We start from the raw sequence: 24,935 nt of genomic DNA, 5'->3' as shown, positions 1-24,935 counted from the left end.
ATTGTGCAAAAAATTCGTAAGAAAACTTATGAAGCCATGAGGTGGTGATGGTTGGGCGGTGATGGTCAGGCGGCGATATTTATGCCAGACGGTTTGTGCCAAGCGCCACCCCCAGGTCTTCCACCAGCATGCCCAGTTCGTGCGATGAGCGGATGTCCAGCTTCAGGAAGATGGCGGACCGGTGCGTGTCCACGGTGCGTGGGTCGATGGGGCGTTCCGGGTCACGCTGCGCCAGTGCGCGGGCCACTTCCTTGCTGCTGAGGCCCGTGCCCAGCAGTTGGGCCACCTCTTGCTGGCGTGGGCTCAGGGCGTTCCAGCGCTCGCGCAGTTGCTGCTGCCGTTGCGTCTGCCGTGCCTGCGCTTGCGACAGCGCGGAGGCTTTCTCCACAGCGGCCAGCAAGGTGGCTTCGTTGCAGGGCTTTTCGAGCCAGTCCACCGCCCCCTGCTTGACGGCCGCCACGGCGGAGGACAGCTCGCCATGGGCCGACAGGAACACGGTCTTGAGCACGCTGTGGCGCTGGCCGAGTTCGTGGAATACCTGCAGCCCGCTCAGGCCCTCCATGCGCAGGTCCAGCAGCACGCAGCCGGGGTGGTCCAGCGCTGCCTCTGCCAGGAAGGACTCGCCGCCTCCAAAAGTGTGCACCGTGTACCCGCGCGCCAACAGCAGGGCCGCCAGCGATTGGCGCACGCCTTCGTCGTCATCCACGATGTGGACCACGGTGTCATCGGGCGGCTCGGCGGCGGTGGGGAGGGTGTCGTGGGTCATGGTGCGTCGGCATTCCCAGGGGTTCTCAGGGGGGACTCAGGTGCGTTGGCGAGCGGCAGGCGGATTTCAAAAATGGCGCCGCCTCCCTCGCGGTTGCGGGCCTGCAGCTGGCCGCCCATGCTCTCAATGATGGAGCGGCAGATGTTGAGGCCCAGGCCCAGCCCGTCGGAACGGGTGGTGAAAAAAGGCTCGAACAGGCGCTCGGCAATGCCGGGCGGCAGGCCCGGGCCCCGGTCGAGCACCTGCACCAGCGCGTGGCCCGGGTCTGCGGCCAAACGCAGCCGCAGTTCGTGCCCCTCGGGTGGGGGCTGGTGCGTCTGCATGGCCTGCAAGGCGTTCAGGCCCAGGTTGATCACCACCTGTTCGAGCAGCACGCGGTCGGCATGCACCTGCAAAGGGGCTGCGGCCGGCTCGACGCGCACCGCAATCCCCTGGCGGCGGGCCTCAGCGCGCAGCAGCAGCTCCAGCGACTGCTCGACGATGGCCGACAGGTCGCAGGGCTCGCGGCTTTCAGGGTGCTGGCGCACCCAGCGGCGAATGCGGCCCACGATGTCGGCAGCCCGCAGTGCCTGGGCCGACAGGGCTTCGAGGCTGTCGTTCAGTGGCCCGGTCTTGCCCTGGGCGGCCAGTGCGCGTGCCGCCGCCGCGTAGTTGACCAGGGCCGCGAGCGGCTGGTTCAGTTCGTGCGCCAGGGTGGAGGCCATCTCGCCCACCGTGATCACGCGCTGCACCCGCTGCAGCTGGGTCTCGCGTTGCTGCTGCTGTTCCTCGGCCCGCTTTTGCGCGGTGATGTTGACCACCGAACTCATCCAGCCGATGTGCTGGCCGCTGCCGTCGATGAGGCGCGTGGTGTAGAACATGGTGTACACGTCCGACCCATCGCGGTGCCGCAGGCGGTTTTCCCGTCCCTGGGGAAACGCGTTGCCAGCCAGTACGGTATCGCTGTCGTTCCAGTGCCGGTCGAGGTCGTCGGGGTGCCAGTAGGGGTAGGGCGGCAGCTGGCCGATGAGTTCGTCGGCCCGGTAGCCCACCATGTCGCACATGGCGGCGTTGACGTAGACGATGCGGCCTTCGAGGTCGCGCGCGCGCATGCCCACCAGCAGCGAGTCTTCCATCGACTGGCGAAACGCCTGGGCTTGCTGTAGTGCGTGGGTGCGTTCCTGCACGCGCTGCTCCAGTTCGATGCGAGCCAGTCGGGTCTCTGCCAGCCGCCGCTCGCGCAGTTGCCAGTAGAGCGCGCCCAGCACCAGCAGGCCCGAAGCCAGCGTGGCCAGCGCCCAGGCTTGCTGCCGTGCCAGGGCCACCACGCGGCTGTCGGCGGTGACGGTGAGGGTCCAACCCAGATCGGGCAGCTTTTCCTCAAAGGCCAGATACCGCTTGCCACTAGGGCCATCCAGGCGCAATTCGGCGCCGGGCGAGTCGTCCTGGGGGCGCAGGGTCCAGGGCACGGCGCGCGGGGCCCAGCCCGTGCCGTACTGTTCGTTGTGCTGCAGCTGCTGTACCAGCGGCGCGGGCAGGGGGCGGCTGGTGCGGTAGAGCCAGCCGGGCACGGAGCCCAGAAACACAATACCCTGCTCGTCCGTCACGAACACCGGGTCACGCAGCTGGGCCCAGGGGTCGGAGATGGGCTCCATGCGCACCTTGACCGCTACCACGCCGATCACCCGGCCCGCTTCGATCACAGGGGCGGAGACAAACAGGCCGGGCTCGCCCGTGGTTTTGCCCACGCCATAAAAGCGGCCCGTCTGGCCTGCCAGGGCATCGCGAAAGTACGGGCGGTTGCCGTAGTTCTGGTGCACAAAGCTGTTGGGGGTGTCCCAGTTGCTGGACGCGAGCGTGAGGCCCTGCGGGTCCATCACGTACAACATGTCAGAGCCCGCGTGCTGGTTCACCGCCTGCAGGTAGGCGTTGGCGGCGTCCCGCACGGCCTGTGATGCGGGACGCTGCAGTAGCTGCCGCACCAGCGGGTGCTGCGCGGCCGTGAAGGGCAGGTAGTTGTACCGCGTGGCCACGCCACGCAGCGCCAGGGCTTGTACCTCGCCCAGGCGGCGCAGGTTGTCCCACTGGGCATCGCGTTCGCTTTGCTCGGCCCATTCGCCTGCGCCCCACACCAGCAGCGCTGCCAGGCACAGCAGCGTGGCAATGAAGCCTGCGCGCCGGGCCTGGGGCCAGCGCTGCGGCGCGCCCTGCGGGGTGGGCTGGGCGGGCGCTGGGCGCACGGTCAGTGGGGTGGCTGGTGCCGTGGGGTGGCCAGGTCAGCCGCCGTGCTTGTCGGCTTCTGAGGTGAAGGCGTCGGCAAAGAATTCCTCGGGCGGCAGGCCGCGTTGGGCACTATAGGCATCGCGGGCGGATTCGACCACGATGGGGGCGCCGCACGCATAGACCTGGTGACCCGAGAGGTCTGCAAAATCATCCAGCACCGCCTGGTGCACAAAGCCTGTGCGGCCCGTCCAGCCGTCCTCGGGCAGCGCGTTGGAAATGACCGGAACGTAGCGCAGCCACGGTAGCTCTGCCACGCGGGCCTGCACCCAGTCGTCCAGATAAAGGTCGCCCGGGCGACGGCCGCCCCAGTACAACACGGTGGGGCGGCTGATGCCCTTGAACTGCAGGTGCTCGATCAGTGCCTTGATGGGGGCAAAGCCGGTGCCGGATGCCAGCAGCACGATGGGCTTGTCTGAGTCTTCGCGCAGGAAGAAGCTGCCGAACGGACCTTCGACGCGCAGGATTTCCTTCTCTTTCATCGCGCCGAACACATGGTCGGTGAACTTGCCGCCCGGCATGTGGCGGATGTGCAGTTCCACGCCCGGCGCCTCGGCCTGGGTGTGCGGCGCGTTGGCCATCGAGTAGGCCCTGCGCGCACCGTCGCGCAGGATGAATTCAATGTACTGGCCCGCGTGGTAGCGGAAGGTGTCTGCCGCAGGCAGCTGCAGGCGCACCTGCATCACGTCGTGCGACTTCTTTTCGAGCGAGGCCACGCGCACGGGCATCTTCTTGATGGGGTAGGCACTTTCGTCGGTGACCTGGCGCGATTCGAGTACCACGTCGGACAGTGGCTGCGCGCAGCAGGTCAGCACCAGGCCTGCGGCTTCTTCGTCGGCCGAGAGGGCCTTCGACTGGTGGGCGCCGTGCTGCACGGTGCCGCTGATTTTTTTGCACTTGCACGAGCCGCAGGCGCCGTCTTTGCAGCCGTAGGGCAGGCCCACGCCGCTGCGGATGGCGGCGGCCAGGATGGCTTCGCCCGCATTGGCACTGAAAGCGCGGCCGCTGGGCTGCACGGTGATCTGGAAAACGGACTCAGCACTGGTCATGGAGTGGGTATCCTCGGGGGCTCTTGTAGTCAACGGACGGTCCCGATTTTGCCTTCAAACCAAAACCCCCTCGGCGCCCTGCCAGCCCGCTTTCGCCGGGAACGCCTGCTGATCGTGGGCTGTGGTGATGTAGGTCAACGGGTGCTGCGCAATGTGCAGACCGGCCCTGGGGCTGGCCGCATGCAGGTGCTGGCGCTGACCTCCAGCGCAGGGCGGGTGGCGGGGCTACGTGCGCAGGGCGCCCGCCCGCTGGTGGGCAACTTAGATGATGCGGGGACGTTGCACAGGCTGTCTGGCCTGGCCACGCGCGTGCTGCATCTGGCGCCACCGCCGGGCGAGGGCGCAGGGGGGGATGCCTGGTGGCGTGACCCGCGCACCGTGGCGCTGACCCGGGCCCTGCGGCTGCGCAGTCTGCCCGTGTCACTGGCGTATGCGTCCACCAGCGGCGTATATGGCGACTGCCAGGGCGCCCTGGTGCCGGAGACGCGGACCGTGGCCCCTGGCACACCGCGCGCCCAGCGCCGTGTGAACGCCGAACGCGCCGTGCGCCACCTGGGCCGTGCCGGCGTGCGGGCCACGGTGCTGCGCATTCCGGGCATCTATGCGCCTGACCGGGAGGGGGGCACCCCGGAGGCGCGTTTGCGTCGGGGCACGCCCGTGCTGGTGGCTGAGGACGATGTGTTCACCAACCACATCCACGCCGACGATTTGGCCCGCGCTTGCATGGCGGCGGTGTGGAAGGGCCGGCCGCAGCGCGCCTATAACGTGAGTGACTCCACCCACATGAAGATGGGCGACTACTTTGACCTGGCAGCGGACCTGTATGGTCTGCCGCGCCCGCCGCGTGTGCCACGCAGCACGGCGCAGGAGCAGCTGTCGCTGATGCTGTTGAGCTTCATGAGCGAATCGCGCCGGCTGGACAACCAGCGCATGCTGCGCGAATTGGGGCTGCGGTTGCGCTACCCCAGCGTGGCCGAAGGGCTGCGGGCCTGAGAAGCCGCGCAAGAGCCTTGAAGGTTGCTCAATCCACCTTCAACGGGCGCCCAATCAGCGGGGGTAGCTGTTGCCCTGAGCGTCGTAGCAGCGGAACACGTTGCACTGCGTGAATTTTTTGGGGGCGGGCGTGGGCGGCGGTGGCTGCACGGGCGTAGGCCGCACCGGGTAGTACGGAGGGGGAACGACCACCACGGGTGCCGTGGTGTTGGACCGGGGCCGGGATTTTTCCACCTCTGCATAGCCCTGGGGGCCCAAGCAGTCCAGGTCGACCTGTCGTTGCGCCGCCTCCACCCGCAGGTTTTGTTCGTAGCCACCACCCGTGGCGCTGCTCAGCACCACATCCAGGTTCCGCCGCGAGCGAGCGCACTCCGGAGAGCGCGCATAGTCGATCGTCTTGGCCGGGGCCACGTTGTCACGCGGTGCGTTGCGCCGGGATTCGGCCTCTGCAGCCGTTGCTTCGGCCTGCAGACGCTGCTGTTTGCGGGCCAGCGCTTCGGCAGCTTCTTCGCGCTCCTGCTGGATCTCTTGTGGGGTCTTGCGGGCCTCTACCTCGCGCTCGGTGGCGCCGCTGGCGCACTTGCCGTCAGTGTAGGTGACCTTGCCCGTGACGGCATCGGTGCAGCGTATCACTTGCGCCTGGGCTCCCAAGGGAGCCCACGCACCCAGGAAGACCACGCACAGACCGGTGATGAGGATGTGTTGACGTGGCTTCATGGTGATGAAAAAGTGACTGGGACAGCGGGTTCAGTAAGAGGCCATCAAGGCTTTTCCTGGCTATTGGATTGCTGGCGCGAGCGCCAGTCGTACGGGCTCGGGGTGTAGCTGTCAGGCGCCAGACGACCGGGGCGGTTCTCGCGGTTACGGCGGTCTTCGGCGGCACGGCGGTCCCGTTCGGCCTGCTCTCGGCGGGCTTGGTCTTGCTCACGGGCGCGGCGGTCGGCTTCGCGGGCTTGCTGGTCGCGCCGCTCACGTTCGCGGGCGGCCCGGTCGCGTTCGGCGCGGTCACGCTCACGTTCCCTTTCACGCCAGTCACCGCGGTTTCGGTCGTTGTCCCAGCGGTTGTCGTCGCGGTCACGTCCGCCGTAGTACACGGCGGGCGGTGGGGCCGAATAGATCACGCCGGGCGCGCGGTACACGGGCGGGGCCTGGTACACCGGCTGCGGCGCGCTGTAGATGTAGCCGGGCTGTTCGTACACGGGGTAGCGTGGAGCGTCGTAGTACGCGTCGCCGGGCACGGTGGCGCACCCTGTCACCAGGGCCCCCAGAACCGTGGCCGAAAGGATGCGTGTGATGGTGTAGGTCATGGTATTCAGACTCCGGCCGGAATGGCGCGTTCCGCCCCGTCCGTAAAGCCCATGAAAAGCGCTCCGGTGGAACGTTACAAATTTCAGGAGCCTGGCACAGGGGTGCCAATCACTTTAGCGCGTGGGGCGGGCGTTTGGTTGACCCGCCGTCAGCACAGGTGCAGAGAAAGGCTGTAACAACCCGTGAAGGCAGGCGCGCCCTGCCGGTAGGTACCAATAAAAATGATAGCTACCGAGGCATATTCAATCGGCGCTACGAGCTATCTGGACGCAGTGTGGCATCCTTCAAAACAGAACGGCCCCGCAGGGCCGTTGTGATGGCGGAATGGGCCGCCGGTTTACTTGGGGAGCACGCGGCGGATGGTTTCCGCCAGGTCTTCCGCCACGAACTTGGCCACGTAACCATCCGCCCCGACGCTGCGCACATGGTCTTCGTTGGCCGAGCCCGACAGCGAGGAGTGGATGACCACCGGCAGGCCATGAAAACGGGCGTCCTGCTTGATGTTGCGCGTCAGCGTGAAGCCGTCCATTTCGGGCATTTCCAGGTCGGTCAGCACCATGGCTACGCGGTCGAGCACGGTTTTGCCTTCGGCCTCGGCGCTCTTGGCGATGGCATTGAGCCGGTCCCAGGCCTCCTTGCCGGACTTGACCATTTCGTACGGTGCGTTGAGCACCTTGAGTTCTTGCTCGATGAGCGAGCGGGCGACAAACGAATCGTCGGCCGCCAGGATGATGCAGCCGGGCTTGAGTTTGAGCTTCGCGCCCACCTTTTCCTCAGTGACCTCATGACCGTCAGAAGGCGAGATCATTTGCAGGATCGCCTCCACGTCCAGCACCTGGGCCAGGCGGGACTCGTCGGTGTTGCCATCCAGGCGGGCAATGCTGGTCACCAGCTTGCCGGCTGCGCCGCTGGTCTCTGCCGACAGCACCTGCTTCCAGTCCAGGCGCACGATGTCTTCCACCGACTCGACCGCAAATGCCTGAGTGGTGCGCGCGTATTCGGTCACCAGCATAATGTTCAGTCCCGTCTGGGGCTTGCAACCCACGATGGAGGGCAGGTCCAGCACCGGAATCACCTGTCCGCGCAGGTTGACCACCCCCAGCGAATGGGCCGTAGTGCCAGCGATCGGCGTGATGCTGGGCATGGCCACGATCTCGCGGATCTTGAAGACGTTGATGCCGAACAGCTCGGACTTGCCCAAGGCGCTGTCGATGCCCAGGCGGAACAGCAACAGCTCGAACTTGTTGGTGCTGGTGAGGTTGGTCCGCTCGTCGATGTCCTGCTGGATGGCTTTCATGTTGGATCCTTCGCGCGGTAATGAAGATACGAAGATACGCGCTTTTACAAATTCTAGGACCCAAACGGCATGCGCAGTGCGCTAAATCTTCAGGCAATACCCGAATAGTGCGCTGCAGCATCCGTGCGTGGCGGCGCCATCACACCCTGTCCGGCGTGACGGGCTCAAAGTGCACAACCGTGGGGAACGGATCGTAAAAATGGTGCAGCAGCCGCTTCCATTCCTGGTACTGGGCGGACTGGCGGAACCCCACCTCGTGGTCGGTCAGGGTGGCCCAGCGCACCAGAAGCACATAGTCCTGCGGTCGCTCCATGCAATGGCCCAGCTCATGGGACAAATAGCCGGGCATGGACGCAATGATGCGCTGCGCCTGGGCAAAAGCCTGCTCAAACGCGCTGTTCTGACCGGTGCGGACAGTGAGGTGGGCAACTTCAAGAATCATGGATGTCTCCGCAACGGTCTGGTCAAGATATCAGCCCCTGTGCAAGGTCTGCCCCGGGGGCGTTGCGTTGCCGTGGGGCTTCCGCGCAGTAGTGGGCCGGCAGGGTTTCACAGTATCGCCGGGCCTCAGTCCGAAATGCCCGGCACCTGCTTCAGGTAGGCGTGCAGCGCTGCAATCGCCTGGCGCACCTTTGCGGGCTGGGCATCGCGCTGGGGCGTGACGGCCCAGATATCCAGCGTGCCAAACGACCACTCCGGCAGCAGCCGCACCAGCCGCCCGGCCTGCAGCGCATCGTGCGAATCCATGCTGCCCACCAGCGCCAACCCCAGCCCGGCTTCGCACATCTGTTGGATCGAGAGCTGGTTGTTGCTGGCAATGCGCGGCTCCACGCGCAGCGCGCGGGGCTCGCCGGTGGGGCTGCGCAGGTCGATGAGCAGCCCACCCCCCTCCCGCGCAAAGCCCAGCCAGCTGTGGGACAGCAGCGCGTCCGGGTGCTGGGGCATGCCATGTGCGGCCACCCATTCGGGCGATGCGCACAGGTACCAACGCATGCCCCCCAGGCGTCGTGCGGCCCAGGTCGAATCCGCCAGACGCCCGTAGCGCACCGCCAGATCGATGCGGGCGTTGATGAGGTCGATGGTGGAGTCGTCCACCAGCAGCCGCAGGCGCAGCGCCGGGTGCGCGGCCAGCAGTTCTCCCAGGGCGGGCGCAATGTGCCGCGCAAAGCCTACGGTGGCCGACATCCGCAATTCGCCACTGGGCGCATCGCGCGAGGCCGCCAGCTCGGCCCGCGCCTGCTCCGCCGCCGCCCACATGGCAGCGCAGCGCGCGTGGTACCGCTGGCCCGCCTCGGTGAGCGCCAGCTTGCGTGTGGAGCGGTGCAGCAGCGTCACGCCGCCATCGCTTTCGAGCTTGCGCACCTGCTGGCTCACCGCCGAGGTGCTCATGCCCAGGGCGCGCGCGGCGCCGCTCATCGAGCCGTGTTGCACCACAGCGGCAAACACGGCCATGCGTTTGAGGTCTTCCATCTGAGGTAGCGCGACGAGGTAAGAAGGTAAGAAGTTGATTGTGAAGCAGTACTTTAAAGAAAAGGCTCTTTTAGCCCTCTACCGCGTGCTTTGACAAGCTCCTATTCTCACTGCATCGCAACTTTGACCCCAAGGACACTGTATGAACATCGCCCTGATTGGCGCCACCGGCTTTGTCGGCTCGGCCGTGCTGAACGAACTGCTGCAACGCGGCCACCGCGTGACCGTGCTGGCCCGCAACCCGGCCAAGCTCACCCCCCGCGAAGGCCTGACCGTGGTCGCCGCCGACGCGCAGGACGCTGCCCAGGTGGCCAAGGCGGTCGCTGGCCACGACGCCGTGGTCAGCGCCTACAACCCTGGCTGGACGGTGCCCGACATCCACGACCAGTTCCTCAAGGGCACGCGCGCCATCATCGACGGCACCAAGGCCGCCGGTGTGCGCCGCTTGCTGGTGGTGGGCGGCGCAGGCAGCCTGTTTGTGGCGCCCGGCGTGCAGCTGGTGGATACCCCCCAGTTCCCCGCCGAATGGAAGCAGGGCGCTCTGGCCGCGCGCGAAGCACTGAACTGGATCCGCACCGAAAACACGCTGGACTGGACCTTCCTCTCGCCCCCCATCCTGCTGCAGCCCGGCGAGCGCACCGGCCAGTACCGACTGGGCGACGAGGCCCCGCTGATGAATGGTGACCAGCCCGGTAGCATCAGCGTGGCCGACCTGGCGGTGGCAATGGCCGACGAGCTGGAAACGCCGCGCCATGTGCAAAAGCGGTTCACAGTGGCGAACTGAACAGCGTTTAGGAGTGATTAACTCCTGATTTGATAGCTGCAAGCGCAATATCCACTGGCGCTTGCGGCATTTTTTGCTTCAAACCTGTAGATTCATCCCGTAAACCACCGCATCGGCACCAGCACGAGCGACGGAAACAGCACCATCAAGAACATCACCGCAAACTGCGCCACCATGAACGGGATCACGCCCCGCGTCACGTCGTCCATGCGCATCTTGCCCACTCCGGCCACCACGTTCAGCACCGTGCCGACCGGTGGGGTGATGAGCCCGATGGCGTTGTTGATGATGAACAGCACGCCGAAGTAGACCGGGTCGATGCCCGCAGCCTTCACCACCGGCATCAGCACGGGCGTCAGGATCAGGATGGTGGGCGTCATGTCCATGGCGGTGCCCACGGCCATCACCAGCACCATGATGGCGATGAGCAGCAGCGTGGGGTGCTCCATCAGCGGCTTGAGCAGGCCCACCAGCTGGCGCGGGATGTCTGCCACGGTGATGAGCCAGGCGCTGACCATGGCGGCCGCCACCAGGAACATGATCACCGCCGTAGTTTTGGCGGCGCTGGTGAACACCTCGGTCAGCTGGCGCCAGTGCAGCTCGCGGTACACCACCGTTGCCACAAACAGGGCGTAAACCGCAGCCACCGCCGCCGCCTCTGTGGGCGTGAACACGCCCATCTTCAAGCCCACAATCACGATGACGGGCAGGAACAACGCCCAGGTCGATTCCTTGAGCGCCTGCAGCTTCTCGGCCGTGGAGGCCTTGGGTGGTGGCGTGACGTTTTCGCGCTGCGACACCCAGTACCAGGTGACCGCAATCGCGAGGCCCATCAGCAGGCCCGGGACGATGCCCGCCAGGAACAGCTTGCTGATCGACACATTGGCTGCCACGCCAAACACCACGAAGCCGATGGAAGGCGGAATGACCGGCGCAATGATGCCGGCCGAGGCAATCAGCCCGCCCGCGCGCGCCTTGTCGTGCCCCGCCTTCACCATCATGGGCAGCAGCAGGGCTGCCAGTGCTGCCGTGTCGGCCACGGCCGAACCCGACAGCGCCGCCAGCATGCAGGCCGCGAGGATAGCCACAAAGCCCAGCCCGCCGCGCTTGTGCCCGACCAGCGTGAGCGCGAGCTTGACGATGCGCTGCGACAGCCCACCCACGTTCATGATTTCGCCCGCCAGCATGAAGAAGGGCACCGCCAGCAGCGGAAAGCTGTCGGCGCCGTTGATCACGTTCTGCGCCAGGATCTGTGCGTCAAACAGGTCCAGGTGCCACATGAGGGCGACGCCGGACACCAGCAGCGCGTAGGCAATCGGCACGCCAATGGCCATGGCGGCCAGCAGGGAGCCGAGGAAGATAAAAACGGTCATGGAAGAGCGCTCCAGGTCATTGCGGTGTGGGGCTCACTGGCGCGAGGCCGTGGGCGCGGGGGCTGCGTGTGGCAGCTGGCTGCCCACGGCGGCCAGTTCTTCGGATTCGGCGATCTGCACCAGCTCGCTGTCCGGCATCTGCCCCGACACAATGCGCCACAGGTCCAGCGCCAGCAGCAGGCCCGCCGCCACGGCAAACACCACGCCGGACGCATAGAAGATGGCCATGGACGCACCCGTGACCGGTGCATCCACATCCCAGTTGATGCGCGCCTGCGCCAGCGCGCCGCTGAACAGCAGCCAGGTGCACCAGATCATCAGCGCGTAGCTGATGGCGAGGCAGATGCGCTGGCCCAGCGGCGGCAGGCGCGCCAGCAGAAAGTCCGTGCCCAGGTGGCCCCGCTCGCGCACCGCCACGATGGCGCCCAGGAAGGTGATCCACACAAACAGCCAGCGCGAAACCTCCTCGCTGATGGCGATGCCGGAGTTGAACGCGTAGCGCAGCACCACGTTGCCAAACACCATCACCACCATCACGGCCAGCGCCAGGGCGATGAGCAGGTTGATCCAGCGGCAGCAGCGGTCGATGAAGGCATTCAGCATGGGTGTCTCCTGTTTTTATTTTTCAGTCAGAGCGCTGTGCCCTGCAGCAGCCCGCGCTGCGCCAGGTTGGCCATGAAGGCGCGCAGGCCAAAGCGCCACGGCGGCGCGGCCTCGCTGTGCGCCACGCGGTTGTGAAGGCCACCCAGCCAGGCACTCTGGATGGAGACCAGGTCGCCCAGGTGGTGGGTGAAGCCGCCACCTGGCTGGTCGCGGTCTTCGATGGGGGCGAACAGCGTGCCCATGAACAGCATGAACCCATCCGGGTACTGGTGCGCGGCCAGGGTCTGCGCCACCAGGTCGGTAGGGTCGCGGCTGATGCTGGCCATGGTGTTGATGCCGCGCAGCTCAAAGCCGTCCGCGCCCGCCACACGCAGGTGCACGGTTTCATTGCGCACCTGCTCCAGCCCGAAGCTGCCGTCAAACAGGCGGATGAACGGGCCTAAAGCGCACGACGCGTTGTTGTCCTTGGCCTTGCCCAGCAGCAGGGCGCTGCGGCCCTCGATGTCGCGCAGGTTCACATCGTTGCCCAGCGTGGCGCCCACGATCTGGCCCCGGCTGTTCACGGCCAGCACCACCTCGGGCTCGGGGTTGTTCCAGGCCGAGTCGGAGCGGATGCCGATGTCGTCCCCGCAGCCGACGGACGCCAGCACCGGCGCCTTGGTGAACACCTCGGCATCGGGGCCGATGCCCACCTCCAGGTACTGCGACCACAGGCCTTTGTCTTGCAGCAGTGCTTTCAGGCGCATGGCCTCGGGCGAGCCCGGGCGAATGTCCGCCAGGTTCTGGCCGATGAGGCCGATGACCTGGCTGCGCAGGCCTTGTGCGCGGGTGGCATCGCCGCGCGCCTGTTCTTCGATCACGCGCTCGATCAGGCTGGCCGCAAAGGTCACGCCCGCCGCCTTGACCACCTGCAGGTCGCACGGCGCCAGCAGCCAGGGGCGGGTGGCCTCGCGCGCGCCGGGTTGGCTGTTCGCCACCAGGTCGTCCACACTGCACAGGTACTGGCCGGTGGCGGTGCGCGCTGCCTCGGCAGGTGCCAGGGTGTCGAGCAGCGTGCTCATGGTGGGGTAGTGCGCGCTGAGGTCAAAAACACCTTCGGGTCGCAGTGCCACCACGGCCGGGCCGGGAACGGCACCACTGGGCGCCCACACACGGCCGACCAGCGTGCCTTGCAGGCCGTCGTCGGGAAGCACTTGCAATGCGGCCTGGGGCGCACGGGCCCGTTCGGCAACTGCTGCTGCCGTCATGTTGTTCATGGAGAGTCCTTTTGAAAAAAACCGGGTGAGCGCGAGTGCCTCACCTGGTCGTTGTCAGTGGTTGTGGCGTGGCGTCTTTTCGGAAATGCGCTGAAATTCCAGCGCAAAGTCCAGCGTCGCGCCATCCGCCAGCTGCCCCGTTTTCTCGCGGTACAGCGCTTCCCAGGGCGACTGGCTCGCGGGCACGGGCGGGGCGGGCAGGTCACGCTTGCGACGCGCGATCTCTTCGGGGGCGACCAGCGCATCGCAGCGGCCGGTGTTCAGGTCGATGCGGATCGTGTCGCCGCTTTGCAGCCAACTCAGCCCCCCGCCCACGGCGCTTTCGGGGGATGCGTTAAGGATGGATGGGCTGTCTGCCGTGCCCGACTGGCGCCCGTCACCCAGCGTGGGCAGCGTGTTGATGCCGCGCTGGATCAGCGCGTCGGGCGGCTGCATGTTGACCACCTCGGCCGAGCCTGGCCATCCGATGGGCCCCGCGCCGCGCATGACCAGGATGCAGCCCTCGTCGATATTGAGCGCCGGGTCGTTGATGCGCGCGTGGTAGTCGTCCGCGCCCTCGAACACCACGGCACGCGCCTCAAAAATGCCCTCCGCGCCCGGCTTGCTCAGGTAGCGCTGCCGGAAGGCTTCGGAGATCACCGAGGTCTTCATGATCCCGAAGTCGAACAGATTGCCGCTGAGCACCATGAACCCCGCCTTGTGCATGAGCGGGTCGCTGAAGGGGCGGATCACCTCGCGGTCGTGGGTCTCGCGGCCTTGCAGGTTTTCGCCCACCGTCTTGCCGGTCACGCTGGCGCAGTCGGCATGCAGTTTGCCTGCCTGCTGCAGCTCCCACATCAGTGCAGGCACGCCGCCTGCGCGGTAGAAGCGCTCGCCCAGAAACTGGCCCGCAGGCTGCATGTTCAGCAGAAGGGGCAGGTCATAGGCGTGGTCGGTCCAGTCTTGCGCATCGAGCTGCACACCCGCGTGGCGCGCCATGGCCATGATGTGCACCTGCGCGTTGCTGCTGCCGCCGGCCACGCTCACCACCGACAACGCGTTCAAGAAACTCTCGCGCGTCAGGATGCGTGAGGGGCGCAGGTCTTCGTACGCCATCTCCACGATGCGCCGCCCCGTCTCGTAGGCCATCTGGCCACGCTCGCGGTACGGCGCCGGGATGGCCGCGCAGCCCGGCAATGACAGGCCCAGCGCCTCCGCCACGGCGTTCATGGTGGAGGCCGTCCCCATGGTGTTGCAGTGCCCGGCGGAGGGCGCGCTGTTGCAGGCGCGCTGCAAGAATTCTTCCTCGTCGATCTCGCCCGCAGCCAGCTGGCGGCGGCTGCGCCAGATCACGGTGCCGGAGCCCACGAGTTGGCCTTCATGCCAGCCGTCCAGCATCGGCCCACCCGAGAGCACGATGGCGGGAATGTCCACCGTGGATGCCGCCATGATGCCCGCCGGCGTGGTTTTGTCGCAGCCCGTGGTCAGCACCACCGCGTCGATGGGGTAGCCGTACAGGATCTCCACCAGGCCCAGGTAGGCCAGGTTGCGGTCCAGCGCGGCCGTGGGGCGGCGGCAGTTCTCAAAGATGGGGTGGACGGGGAACTCCATCGGAATGCCGCCCGCATCACGGATGCCGTCGCGCACGCGGCGCGCCAGATCCAGGTGGATGCGGTTGCAGGGCGACAGGTCGCTGCCCGTCTGCGCAATGCCGATGATGGGCCGGCCCGAGCGCAGTTCTTCGGGCGTGAGCCCGTAGTTCATGAACCGCTCCAGGTACAGCGCGGTCATGTCCGAGCGCTCGGGCGCGGCAAACCATTCGCGGGAGCGGAAGGGGCGGCGGGGTGTTTTTGTCATGGGGTCGGGGCGTCGCAAAAGAGGGGCTGGGCGCAGCCGGACGCTGCGCCCCGGGAAGCGTGCAAGTTACTTGCCGCCCCGCGCCTTGGCCAGTTCGCCCATCAGCTCGCTGGTGGTCTCTTCGCCAAACTCCTTGCCGTACTTGGCCAGCACGGGCTGCAGCTTGGTGCGCAGCTTGGCCTGCTCGGCGGCGGGCAGCTCGGTGATCTGCATGCCGGCCTTCTTCAGCTCGCCCAGGGCGGTTTCGCTGAAGGCGCGGATGGTCTTGCGCTCGAACACCGTGGCTTCGCGCGCGGCTTCCTGCACGATCTTCTTCTCGTCGGCCGAGAGGCCGTCCCAGGTCTTCTTGGAGATGAGCAGTACCCAGGCGCTGTACATGTGGCGCGACAGCACCAGGTGCTTTTGCACTTCATAGAACTTGCTGGCCAGGATGGTGGCGGGCGGGTTCTCCTGGCCGTCCACGGCCTTTTGTTCCATGGCGGTGTACAGCTCGGTGAACGGCATGGGCGTGGCGTTGGTGCCCAGGGCATTGAAGGTGTCGAGGAACAAGGGGCTCTGGATCACGCGCAGCTTCAGGCCTGCCAAGTCGTCGGCCGTATTGATGGCCCGGCGCGAGTTGGTCACGTGGCGAAAGCCGTTCTCCCAGAAGCCCAGGCCGATCAGGCCCTTGTCGGGCAGCATGGCCAGCAGTTTCTGGCCGAAGGGGCCGTCCAGCACCGCATCGGCTTCTGCCTCGTTGTTGAAGGTGAGCGGCAGGTTCAGCACGCCAAAGGGCTTGATCAGCGACATCAGCGTGGACGAATCCGGGATCGTCATCTCCAGCGTGCCGCCGCGCAGGGCCGAGGTCATGCTCACGTCATTGCCCAGCGCGCCGCTGGCAAACAGCTTGGCGTTCATCTTGCCGCCGCTTTTGGCCTGCAGGCGCTCGGCAAAGTGCCGCACGGCCTGGGCCTGCGGGTGGTCGTCGCTCAGGCCGATGCCGACCTTGAAGGTGTGTTCCTTGACTTGCGCGGCGACGGGTGCGGCGAGGGCCGCCAGCAGCGTGGCGCCGAGTGCCAAGGATTTGGCGAGGGAAGTGAATTGCATGGTGTCTTGTCTCCGTTGGAATGGCTGACCCCGTTGGCGAGGCCTTTGGCGCCTGCGGCTTTTTGGGGCCAGCCGTTATCGACGCAGAGACAAGGTTAGGTTTCGCGCCCCGGCCGGTCCACTGAATGTTTTGCGACAATCCATTCCAAACGCTTATGAGTCCAGACGAATTTCCGGGTAAACCCTTGTCTTTGGCGCAGGCCTGCGCGCGGCTGCGCTTTCGGCATTTGCAGTTTCTGGACATCCTGGGCCGCACGCGCAATCTGCGGCTCACGGCCGAGCAGATGCACGTCACGCAGCCTGCGGCCACCAAGATCCTGATGGACATCGAGGAGATCCTGGAGGCGCGCCTTTTCGACCGCCTCTCGCGCGGCATGCGGCCCAACGAGCTGGGGCTTTTCACGCTGCGCTACGCCAGTGCGGCGCTCGATGGGCAGCGCAAGTTTGTCGATGAATTCAATGCGTTGAAGCAGGGCGGCCACGGCCATGTGACGGTGGGCGCCATCACCGGCTCGGCCGCGCATGTGCTGGTGGCGTCGGTGGTGGAGCTCCAGCGCTTGCGGCCCCTTTTGGTCATCAAGATCCTGGAGCAGAGCAGCGACCAGCTCATCGCCTGGCTGGCCGAGCGCAAGATCGACCTGATGATCGGCCGCTTTACCACCGAGGACCAGCGCAGCCAGTTCCACTACGAGCACCTGTCCGCCGAGCCGCTGCATGTGGTGGGTGGGCAGCACCACCCGCTGCGCGGCGCCACCGACCTGTCGCTGACCGAGCTGGCGCATTGGCCGTGGATTCTGTACCCCGCCTCCACGGCCGTGCGCAAGGTGTCAGACGACCTGTTTGGCGGCGCGGGGCTGGCGCTCACCGCAGGGGTGGTGGAGACGCCGTCCTTTTTGTTTGCGCTGGAGCTGATGAACACCACGCACATGATGTCGCTGCAGCCTGCCGCGCTGATCCAGAAATACGTGGACCGGGGGCTGCTCTCGCGCATCCCCGTCGAGCTGCCCGACCGCATGCCGAGCTATGGCCTCATCACCCGCCTGGGTGAGCCGCCCACGCCCTCGGCGCAGGCCTTCATCGACGTGCTGCGTGAGACGGCGGGTGTGGCGCCGGACGTTTTGAGGGAGTAACCAGGCCTGCGCCATGCGTGGCCCTTTTCGATAACCAATGGTTATTGAAAATTGGGGACACAGGGCCCTGCCGTTATGCTCTGCGCCCTTTCCCGCAACCCAGGCCTTTTTCTCCATGACCGACGCACCCGACACGCCCGACACCATCCAGGAACCCCGCTGCTGGAGCGATGGGCGCTGGACGGCGCAGGTCATCAAGAACGAAGACGACGATGGCTGGGCCGTGTCCATGACACTGAAGGGCGAGGCCGAACCCGCGCTGGTGGGCCCCTGGACCATGGGCCGCGACAAGAAGAACCCCAAGCCGCTCGATGTGTCGGCCTTCCACACCCTGGTCAAGACCGCGAGCGAAGTGGTGCGCCGCCATGAGCAGCAACTGCACGCACAGCTGAACAAAAGCGTGCACATCACCACCGCCGACGGCCAGCGCCTGCGCGTGGCGTTGGCCATCGTGCCCGATGAGGAAGGCGCCACGGCCACGCTGAGCGCGCAGGACGAGCTGGGTGAAGAGGTTGCCCGTGCGTCCGCGCCGCCCACCTTCAAGCTCACGCCCGCCAGCGCAGCGGCCTGGGCCGAAGGCGGGTTTCAGCGCGTGCGCTGAGCAGACTTCGGCATTCAATACAGCCCACAGCCGCAGAAACCGGCACTGCCAGTGCAGGCAATCGCCTGCGCGACGGCGTACTGCGTGCCCGCCGCCTAAAATCCCACCCGTCGGCCCCGGATGACCTTCGGGGCCGACAGCGTTCTCAGGGCGGGGCGGAATTCCCCACCGGCGGTATTTGTTGGCTGAAAAGCCCGCAAGAGCCCGCGAGCGCCTGCGGTGCCGTTCTTCGGATCGGCCTGCAGGGTCAGCAGATCTGGTGCGAAACCAGAGCCGACGGTCACAGTCCGGATGAAAGAGATCGCGAAACCCACAGCTCCCGCCATGGGTGGCTGGGCCCTTGGCGTTTGCCTGCGTGCTTTGTTGCGCGCTGGCATGGCGCAGGGCCTGCGCCGCCCTGTGCAGGCGCCGTGTTCGCGCGCGCCCTGATTCTGGTATGACCTGTTTTGAGGAACCCATGAATCAGTCTTCTTCACCTTCCGTTTCCCCCCTGGCTCCCGTCGCCGCCCACCGTGGCGCCCGCGTGGCCATCATCAGTGCCAGCTGGCACCAGGACATCGTGCACCAGGCCCGCGACGCGGCCCTGGCCGAGTTTGACCGCCACGGCCTGCCCCCCGCGCAGGTGGCGCTGTTCGATGTGCCCGGTGCGTTCGAGATTCCGCTTTTGGCCCGCAAGCTCGCGCGCAGCGGGCGCTACGACGCCATCGTGGCCTGTGCGCTGGTGGTGAACGGCGGCATCTACCGCCACGAGTTCGTCACCACCGCCGTCATCGACGGGCTGATGCGCGTGCAGCTCGACACCGAGGTGCCTGTGATGTCGGCCGTGCTCACGCCGCGCGACTTCCACGACCACGAGGACCATGTGCGCTTCTTCCGCGAGCATTTTGTGAAGAAGGGCACTGAGGTGGCCCAGGCCTGCCTGCAGACCATGGCCTACCTGCGCAAGCTGGCCTCGCCCACGCTGGCCACCGTGCAGCAGGCAACCCCTGCGCTGGCTGAAGCCTGAGAAGGCGTCATTTGCTACTATTTATGTAGCTACTGGCGCATGATGCACTGGCGCTTCAGGCCGATTTGGCTTGAAATGGCCGCGCCATGTCAGCTTGCGGCCAACCGGGGCTGGCGTTGGCCCGCAGCGGGCATGCGGGAGGCTGGGGATGGGCTCGTCTGCGCATCTGCCAGCCGGAACACTGCCACCGCCTGCACCAGCTGCTGGGCCTGCACCTTCAGGCTGTCGGCAGCCGCTGCGCTTTGCTCGACCAGCGCCGCGTTTTGCTGCGTGGCCTGGTCCATCTGCATCACGGCCTCGCCCACCTGGGCCACGCCTGCGCTCTGCTCGCTGCTGGCGGCGCTGATCTCGCCCACGATGTCGGTCACGCGGCGGATGGAGGCCACCACCTCGGTCATGGTGGCACCCGCCTTGTCCACCAGCGTGGTGCCCAGCTCCACGCGCTCCACGCTGGCGTGGATCAGGCCCTTGATCTCCTTGGCGGCTTCGGCGCTGCGCTGCGCGAGGTTGCGCACCTCGCTGGCCACCACGGCAAAACCCCGGCCCTGTTCGCCTGCGCGGGCTGCTTCGACCGCAGCGTTCAGCGCCAGGATGTTGGTCTGGAAGGCGATGCCGTCGATCACGCTGATGATGTCGGCGATCTTCTTGCTGCTGTCGTTGATGCCCTTCATGGTGGTCACCACCTCGGCCACCACATCGCCGCCCTGCGCGGCCACGGTGCTGGCGCTCACCGCCAGCTGGTTGGCTTGGCGCGCGTTTTCGGCATTGGCCTGCACGGTGGAACTCAGTTGTTCCATGGATGCCGAGGTTTCTTCCAGAGCGCTGGCCTGCTGCTCGGTGCGCGCGCTCAGGTCGTTGTTGCCCAGCGCGATCTCGGTGCTGGCGGCGGCCACGCTGTCGGCGTTGTTGCGCACGTTGCTCACCACCTGCGACAGGCTGTTCTGCATGTCGTGCAGCGCGTTCAGCAGCAGGGCGATCTCGTCCTTGCCCTGCACATGCCGCGCCACCGTCAGGTCGCCGCTGGCCACGGCCTGCGACACGCGCACCGCGTTGTCCAGCGGGTTCACCACCGTGCGGCTGAAGGCAATGGCGCCGGCAATGCCCAGCGCGCACACCACCAGCATCACCACCAGGCTGATGGTGGTGGCGCGCTGTGCGGTGGCGGCGGCACGTTCGGCCACGGCGCTGCTGGCCTTTGCGATCAGGTCGCCCGCCTGGTCCAGCAGTTGCGAGGGCTCGCGGTCCATGCCGGCCACGGCCTTGTCGCCCGCCTGCGGGTCGTGGTCGGCGGCCTTGAAAGCCTCGAATCCCTTGCGGTATGCGGCGCCCATGCGTTCGTGCGCTTGCGCAAACTGGCTCACGCGCTCTCGGCCTTCGCCGGCGGGCAGGGCTGCGATCAGCTTTTGCGCCTCGTCCTTGATGGCCTGTTCCTGCTTTTCAAACGCGGCCCAGTAGCGCGTGAGCTGGGCCGGGTCCTTGCCGCGCAGCAGCACGTTTTTCCACTCCTGCACCTGCACCTTGAAGTTGTTGAGCATTCCTGCTGCCATGCGCTCGTGCTCAAAGCTCTGGGCCACGGTGGTCTGGTAGGTGTCGAGCGCCTGATTCAGACGGCTGATGCCAAACAGGGCCGCTGCAAACAGCAAGAGCAGCGACACGGTGAAGGCCAGGGGGAGCTTGAGGCTGAGCTTCATGAGGAACTCCTTGAGGGTCCAGAAACGTCGCAGTGGGGCCAGTGGCCCTCCATCCTGGTTCAGCGGCGCGTGGTGGGCAGGGCCGCGGGCAGGGTGTCTCTAGGATTATGGAGACGGATGTAAATTTTTGTACATGTCTTTTTTGCCGTGGGGCAGGCGTGCGCGGAATAGGGCCAGTGACTTATCGAATGCAGCCAGCCCAAACAAAACGGCCTTGCCGGTGAGGGCAAGGCCGTGCAGTGGTCAGGGCATCGCGCAGACCGATGCCGCGATGGGCTGATTACACGACCCCGCTGGCCCGCAGCGCTGCAATGCGCTCCGCATCCAGGCCCATCTCGCTCAGCACTTCGTCGGTGTGCTGCCCCAGTGCCGGTGGCGCATTGCGCAGCACAGGCGGCGTGGCCGACAGGCGCAGCGGGCTGGCCACGCCGGTGATCTGCTGCACCTTGTCGGTGGCGGCCTCGCCGTCCTTCCAGCGCGGCAGCGTCACGGCCAGGCCACGGGCCTGCACCTGCGCGTCGTCAAAGGCCTGGGCAATGGTGTTGATGGGGCCGCAGGGCACGGCCTTGTCTTCCAGCAGCGCGATCCAGTCGGCCGTGGTGCGCGTGCGGGTCACGGCCTCCATGGCGGGGATCAGTGCGGCACGGTTTTGCACGCGCAGCGTGTTGGTGGCAAAGCGAGGGTCCGTGGCCCATTGCGGCTGGTTGGCCGCTGCACAAAAGCGCTGGAACTGCCCGTCGTTGCCAATGGCCAGCAGCATGTTGCCGTCCTGTGTGGGGAAGTCTTGGTACGGCGCCAGGCTGGGGTGGCTGTTGCCCATGCGGCCGGGTGCCTTGCCCGTGGCCAGAAAGCCCGAGGCCTGGTTGGCCAGCACGGCCATACCCACGTCGAGCAGGGCCATGTCGATGTGCTGGCCCTGGCCGGTGCCATTGGTGGCGTTGTCGCGCACATGCAGCGCGGCCAGGATGGCGTTGCTGGCGTACAGGCCGGTGAACAGGTCGATGACGGCCACGCCCACGCGCATCGGGCCACCGCCGGGCTGGTTGTCGGCCTGGCCGGTGATGCTCATCAGACCCGTCATGGCCTGCACCATCAGGTCGTAGCCTGCGCGCTCGGCATACGGGCCGTCTTGCCCAAAGCCGGTGACCGAGCAGTAGATTAGGCGCGGGTTGAGCGCGCGCAGGCTTTCATGGTCCAGGCCGTACTGCTTGAGGCCGCCGACCTTGAAGTTCTCCACCACGATGTCCGCCTCCAGCGCCATCTGCTTGATGAGCGCCTGGCCGTCGGGCGAAGCCATGTCGATGGTGACCGAGCGCTTGTTGCGGTTGCACGCGGTGTAGTAGCTGGCCTGGTTGGTGTCGTTGCCGTCCGCGTCTTTCAAGAAGGGCGGGCCCCACTGGCGCGTGTCGTCACCCACGCCGGGGCGCTCTACCTTGACCACGTCCGCGCCCAGGTCGGCCAGGATCTGCGTGCACCACGGCCCGGCCAGCACGCGGGAGAGGTCGAGCACCTTGATGCCTGTGAGGGCGCCTGGGGCGGTAGAAGAGGTGGTCATGGTGTGCTTACTATGAAATTGATAGCTTTTAGCGCATGATGGACTAGCGCTACAAGGCAAAAACACCGCAAAGGCGGTGTTTTTGCCAGTTCTCGGTGCGCAGGTCGATCAGTTGGCGAACGCGGCGATGCCCGTCTGGGCGCGGCCCAGGATCAGCGCGTGCACATCGTGCGTGCCTTCGTAGGTGTTCACCACTTCCAGGTTCACCAGGTGGCGGGCCACGCCAAACTCGTCGCTGATGCCGTTGCCGCCCATCATGTCGCGCGCCAGGCGGGCAATGTCCAGCGCCTTGCCGCAGCTGTTGCGCTTGATGATGGAGGTGCCTTCCACGCTAGCCGTGCCCGCGTCCTTCATGCGGCCAAACTGCAGGCAGGCCTGCAGGCCGATGGCGATCTCGGTCTGCATGTCGGCCAGCTTTTTCTGGATGAGCTGGTTGGCGGCCAGGGGGCGACCAAACTGCTTGCGGTCCAGCGTGTACTGGCGGGCGGTGTGCCAGCAGAATTCGGCCGCACCCAGCGCGCCCCAGGCGATGCCGTAGCGTGCGCTGTTCAGGCAGGTGAAGGGGCCTTTCAGGCCTTGGACTTCAGGGAAGGCGTTTTCTTCGGGCACGAACACATCGTCCATCACGATCTCGCCGGTGATGGAGGCGCGCAGGCCCACCTTGCCGTGGATGGCGGGGGCCGTCAGGCCCTTCATGCCCTTTTCCAGAACGAAGCCGCGGATGGGGCCCACGGCGCCGCCTTCGGAGACTTCCTTGGCCCAGACCACGAACACGTCGGCCACGGGGCTGTTGGTGATCCACATCTTGCTGCCCTTGAGCTTGTAGCCGCCGTCCACCTTGTAGGCGCGGGTGGCCATGCTGCCGGGGTCAGAGCCGTGGTCGGGTTCGGTCAAGCCAAAGCAGCCAATCCACTCGCCGCTGGCGAGCTTGGGCAGGTACTTCTGGCGCTGGGCTTCGCTGCCGAATTCATAAATAGGCACCATCACCAGCGACGACTGCACGCTGGCCATCGAGCGGTAGCCCGAGTCCACGCGCTCCACCTCGCGGGCAATCAGGCCGTAGGCCACGTACGACAGGCCGGGGCCGCCGTACTGCTCGGGGATGGTGGGGCCCAAGAGGCCCACTTCACCCATCTCGCGGAAGATGCTCACGTCCATCTTTTCGTGGCGAAAGGCGTCCAGCACGCGGGGGGCCAGCTTGTCTTGGCAATAGGCGGCGGCGGCGTCGCGGATGGCGCGCTCGTCGTCGGTCAGTTGCTGGCTCAGAAGGAACGGGTCATCCCATTGAAAAGCGGCGTGGGCCATGTGTGTCTCCAGGTCGAAAAAAGGGTGAACAAAAACGAATCTGGAACGCATCGTAGGCCTGGGGGTAGTAGTCCGCAAGCGAGTTCTTTTCATCCAGACATGCGTTTGTGGAATGTATGGAATACTTGCTGCGGCCAGCCTGAAGGGCTGGATGCCTCTTTACAAGTTCCTCTTCATCATGCGCCGCAACATTCCATCGACCCAGGCCCTGGCCTGTTTTGAAGTGGCCGCCCGCCACGAGAGCTACACCCGCGCCGCGCAGGAGCTGTCGCTCACCCAAAGCGCGGTGTCGCGCCAGATCCAGGCGCTGGAAGAGTTTTTGGGCGTGGCGCTGTTCCGCCGCACGCGCCACGGCGTGGTGCTGACGCCTGCGGGCGCTCACTACGGCCGCCAGGTGGCGCGCTGGCTGCAGGGGCTGGAGCGTGACACGCTGGACGTGATGGCGCACCAGGGCGAGGGCGGCACGCTCACGCTGGCAGCGGTGCCCACCTTTGCCACGCGCTGGCTCATCCCGCGCCTGCCGCAGCTGGCGCAGGCGCACCCCGACATCGTGGTGCACATTGACACGCAGACGCGGCCTTTCTTGTTTGCCGACACGACGTTTGATGCCGCGCTGTACGCGGGCACGCCCGAGCAGGTCGCCAACTGGCCCGGCGTACAGGCCCAGCTGCTGATGCATGAAGACGTGGTGCCCGTGTGCAGCCCGCGCCTGCTCGAATCCGCCGCGCCCCGAGGCCGGGGCCGCGCCCACCAGCCCGTGGCCGCCGAGGCGCTGGCCGAGCTGCCGCTGCTGCAGCAAAGCACGCGCCCGTATGGCTGGCGCCAGTGGTTCGATGCCATGGGGGTGGATGCGCCGCATGCGCTGGATGGCCCGCGCTACGAGCTGTTCTCCATGCTGGCCGTGGCCGCCACGCATGGCATGGGCGTGGCGCTGATCCCGCCGCTGCTCATCGAGGCAGAGCTTGCCAGCGGCGAGCTGGTGGTGGCCTGCAACCGCCCGCTGCGCGGCGAGCGGGCGTACTACCTCATCAGCCCCACGCAGGCACAGCCGCCGGTGCTGGCCACGTTTGCGCGCTGGCTGCAGCAGATGGCCGAGACGGCGGGTGCCCCGGTGGCGGGTTGATGCGCTTGCGTCCACCCGGGCGGTGAACTAATCTGGTTGCGCGGAAGTCTGTCTTTCATTCAGCAACCTTGTTGGAGAGCGACCCCCATGACCACTTACCACGCTCCGCATTTCGATCCCACGGTGGATGAGATCGAAACACTGAAGCAGCTTGAAATGGGCGAAGTCATCACGCTGCCCCATGCGCTCAAAGACCATGTCTCCGGGCGGCTGCTCGAATGGGGCTTCATCACCAAGGGGACGGGTGGCGAGCTGGCCATCACCGCCAGTGGCCGCCAGTTGATCCGGCGACAGGACAACTGACTTCCAGCTCACCCAGTCTTTGGTTCGCAGCCCTCACAGGGCTGTACTGGCTGTACTGGCTGGGTTCGGGCAGGGGCGCATCCGGGTGAAATCCTGGTCTGCGGGCTGGGGTATCCGTGCCCTATGGCCGCCGCAGCGGGC

The 24,935-nt window shown here is 66.4% G+C and carries 23 protein-coding genes and 1 riboswitch; of the genes, 7 read left to right on the top strand and 16 right to left on the bottom strand.

Going from position 1 to position 24,935, the window contains the following annotated elements:
• Positions 1–79: 79 nt before the first annotated feature.
• From ACT531_RS19250 to ACT531_RS19240, 3 genes are read right to left on the bottom strand one after another with little or no spacing between them, the layout of a single operon-like run.
• On the bottom strand, positions 80–766 hold the full coding sequence (locus ACT531_RS19250) for a response regulator transcription factor (RefSeq protein WP_476018458.1): 687 nt from the start codon (positions 764–766) through the stop codon (positions 80–82).
• Positions 763–2,985, bottom strand: a complete 2,223-nt coding sequence (locus ACT531_RS19245) for an ATP-binding protein (protein WP_476018457.1) — start codon at positions 2,983–2,985, stop codon at positions 763–765. The genes ACT531_RS19250 and ACT531_RS19245 overlap by 4 nt, the downstream gene beginning before the upstream one ends.
• A 36-nt stretch (positions 2,986–3,021) precedes the next feature.
• Positions 3,022–4,074 carry a CDP-6-deoxy-delta-3,4-glucoseen reductase gene (locus tag ACT531_RS19240; RefSeq protein ID WP_209818660.1) on the bottom strand — a complete coding sequence of 351 codons (1,053 nt, stop codon included), beginning with the start codon at positions 4,072–4,074 and terminating at the stop codon, positions 3,022–3,024.
• Positions 4,075–4,122: 48 nt separating this feature from the next.
• On the opposite strand from ACT531_RS19240, the gene ACT531_RS19235 reads away from it, so the two are divergent.
• Positions 4,123–5,067 (top strand): NAD-dependent epimerase/dehydratase family protein, encoded by a 945-nt coding sequence (locus ACT531_RS19235; RefSeq protein WP_476018456.1) that lies wholly within the window; start codon positions 4,123–4,125, stop codon positions 5,065–5,067.
• Between the two features lie 54 nt (positions 5,068–5,121).
• Here ACT531_RS19235 and ACT531_RS19230 read toward each other — a convergent pair whose 3' ends face one another.
• The 5 genes from ACT531_RS19230 to ACT531_RS19210 form a co-directional block, all read right to left on the bottom strand.
• On the bottom strand, positions 5,122–5,784 hold the full coding sequence (locus tag ACT531_RS19230) for a DUF4124 domain-containing protein (protein WP_209818664.1): 663 nt from the start codon (positions 5,782–5,784) through the stop codon (positions 5,122–5,124).
• Between the two features lie 44 nt (positions 5,785–5,828).
• Complete coding sequence (locus tag ACT531_RS19225) at positions 5,829–6,374, bottom strand: hypothetical protein (protein ID WP_209818666.1); 546 nt, start codon at positions 6,372–6,374, stop codon at positions 5,829–5,831.
• Between the two features lie 338 nt (positions 6,375–6,712).
• The gene (locus ACT531_RS19220; protein ID WP_015015359.1) at positions 6,713–7,672 is read right to left on the bottom strand and encodes a chemotaxis protein; all 960 of its coding nucleotides are present in this window, start codon (positions 7,670–7,672) and stop codon (positions 6,713–6,715) included.
• A gap of 139 nt (positions 7,673–7,811) precedes the next feature.
• On the bottom strand, positions 7,812–8,114 hold the full coding sequence (locus ACT531_RS19215) for an antibiotic biosynthesis monooxygenase family protein (protein WP_015015358.1): 303 nt from the start codon (positions 8,112–8,114) through the stop codon (positions 7,812–7,814).
• Positions 8,115–8,239: 125 nt separating this feature from the next.
• Positions 8,240–9,142, bottom strand: a complete 903-nt coding sequence (locus ACT531_RS19210; RefSeq protein ID WP_291446358.1) for a LysR family transcriptional regulator — start codon at positions 9,140–9,142, stop codon at positions 8,240–8,242.
• 142 nt (positions 9,143–9,284) lie between these two features.
• Here ACT531_RS19210 and ACT531_RS19205 point away from each other — a divergent pair, with 142 nt between their 5' ends.
• Positions 9,285–9,926, top strand: coding sequence for an NAD(P)-dependent oxidoreductase (locus ACT531_RS19205; RefSeq protein ID WP_476018455.1), 642 nt, complete (start codon positions 9,285–9,287; stop codon positions 9,924–9,926).
• Between the two features lie 92 nt (positions 9,927–10,018).
• Here the strand turns inward: ACT531_RS19205 and ACT531_RS19200 are convergent, their stop codons facing one another.
• The 5 genes from ACT531_RS19200 to ACT531_RS19180 all read right to left on the bottom strand — a co-directional run bounded on the left by ACT531_RS19200 (position 10,019) and on the right by ACT531_RS19180 (position 16,080).
• Positions 10,019–11,299, bottom strand: coding sequence for a TRAP transporter large permease subunit (locus tag ACT531_RS19200; protein WP_015015355.1), 1,281 nt, complete (start codon positions 11,297–11,299; stop codon positions 10,019–10,021).
• A 33-nt stretch (positions 11,300–11,332) separates the two neighbouring features.
• Complete coding sequence (locus ACT531_RS19195; protein WP_476018454.1) at positions 11,333–11,902, bottom strand: TRAP transporter small permease; 570 nt, start codon at positions 11,900–11,902, stop codon at positions 11,333–11,335.
• Between the two features lie 26 nt (positions 11,903–11,928).
• Positions 11,929–13,158 (bottom strand): fumarylacetoacetate hydrolase family protein, encoded by a 1,230-nt coding sequence (locus tag ACT531_RS19190; protein WP_476018453.1) that lies wholly within the window; start codon positions 13,156–13,158, stop codon positions 11,929–11,931.
• Positions 13,159–13,212: 54 nt separating this feature from the next.
• Positions 13,213–14,994, bottom strand: coding sequence for an IlvD/Edd family dehydratase (locus ACT531_RS19185; protein ID WP_476018452.1), 1,782 nt, complete (start codon positions 14,992–14,994; stop codon positions 13,213–13,215).
• 66 nt (positions 14,995–15,060) lie between these two features.
• The gene (locus tag ACT531_RS19180) at positions 15,061–16,080 is read right to left on the bottom strand and encodes a TRAP transporter substrate-binding protein (RefSeq protein ID WP_015015351.1); all 1,020 of its coding nucleotides are present in this window, start codon (positions 16,078–16,080) and stop codon (positions 15,061–15,063) included.
• Positions 16,081–16,235: 155 nt separating this feature from the next.
• Between ACT531_RS19180 and ACT531_RS19175 the strand changes: the two genes are divergently transcribed.
• The 3 genes from ACT531_RS19175 (at position 16,236) to ACT531_RS19165 (ending at position 18,817) form a co-directional block, all read left to right on the top strand.
• Positions 16,236–17,210: a LysR family transcriptional regulator gene (locus ACT531_RS19175; protein ID WP_476018451.1), complete on the top strand. Its 975-nt coding sequence runs from the start codon at positions 16,236–16,238 to the stop codon at positions 17,208–17,210.
• Positions 17,211–17,325: 115 nt separating this feature from the next.
• Entirely contained in the window at positions 17,326–17,811 is a 486-nt protein-coding gene (locus tag ACT531_RS19170) for a hypothetical protein (protein WP_176888755.1), read from the top strand.
• Between the two features lie 137 nt (positions 17,812–17,948).
• Positions 17,949–18,118: riboswitch (FMN riboswitch) on the top strand.
• Between the two features lie 150 nt (positions 18,119–18,268).
• The gene (locus tag ACT531_RS19165) at positions 18,269–18,817 is read left to right on the top strand and encodes a 6,7-dimethyl-8-ribityllumazine synthase (protein WP_056066768.1); all 549 of its coding nucleotides are present in this window, start codon (positions 18,269–18,271) and stop codon (positions 18,815–18,817) included.
• 89 nt (positions 18,818–18,906) lie between these two features.
• Here the strand turns inward: ACT531_RS19165 and ACT531_RS19160 are convergent, their stop codons facing one another.
• The 3 genes from ACT531_RS19160 to ACT531_RS19150 form a co-directional block, all read right to left on the bottom strand.
• Positions 18,907–20,508, bottom strand: coding sequence for a methyl-accepting chemotaxis protein (locus ACT531_RS19160; RefSeq protein ID WP_476018450.1), 1,602 nt, complete (start codon positions 20,506–20,508; stop codon positions 18,907–18,909).
• Positions 20,509–20,788: 280 nt separating this feature from the next.
• Positions 20,789–22,063: a CaiB/BaiF CoA transferase family protein gene (locus ACT531_RS19155; protein WP_476018449.1), complete on the bottom strand. Its 1,275-nt coding sequence runs from the start codon at positions 22,061–22,063 to the stop codon at positions 20,789–20,791.
• Positions 22,064–22,171: 108 nt separating this feature from the next.
• The gene (locus ACT531_RS19150; protein ID WP_015015345.1) at positions 22,172–23,368 is read right to left on the bottom strand and encodes an acyl-CoA dehydrogenase; all 1,197 of its coding nucleotides are present in this window, start codon (positions 23,366–23,368) and stop codon (positions 22,172–22,174) included.
• A 178-nt stretch (positions 23,369–23,546) separates the two neighbouring features.
• Between ACT531_RS19150 and ACT531_RS19145 the strand changes: the two genes are divergently transcribed.
• A complete protein-coding gene (locus tag ACT531_RS19145) occupies positions 23,547–24,491 on the top strand; it encodes a LysR family transcriptional regulator (protein ID WP_476018496.1) in 945 nt (314 codons plus the stop codon).
• 87 nt (positions 24,492–24,578) lie between these two features.
• Positions 24,579–24,794, top strand: a complete 216-nt coding sequence (locus tag ACT531_RS19140) for a hypothetical protein (protein ID WP_015015343.1) — start codon at positions 24,579–24,581, stop codon at positions 24,792–24,794.
• Positions 24,795–24,935 lie beyond the last annotated feature (141 nt).

The organism is Acidovorax sp. DMC1 (assembly GCF_056314325.1).
This window is presented reverse-complemented; position numbering and strand designations above follow the sequence as displayed.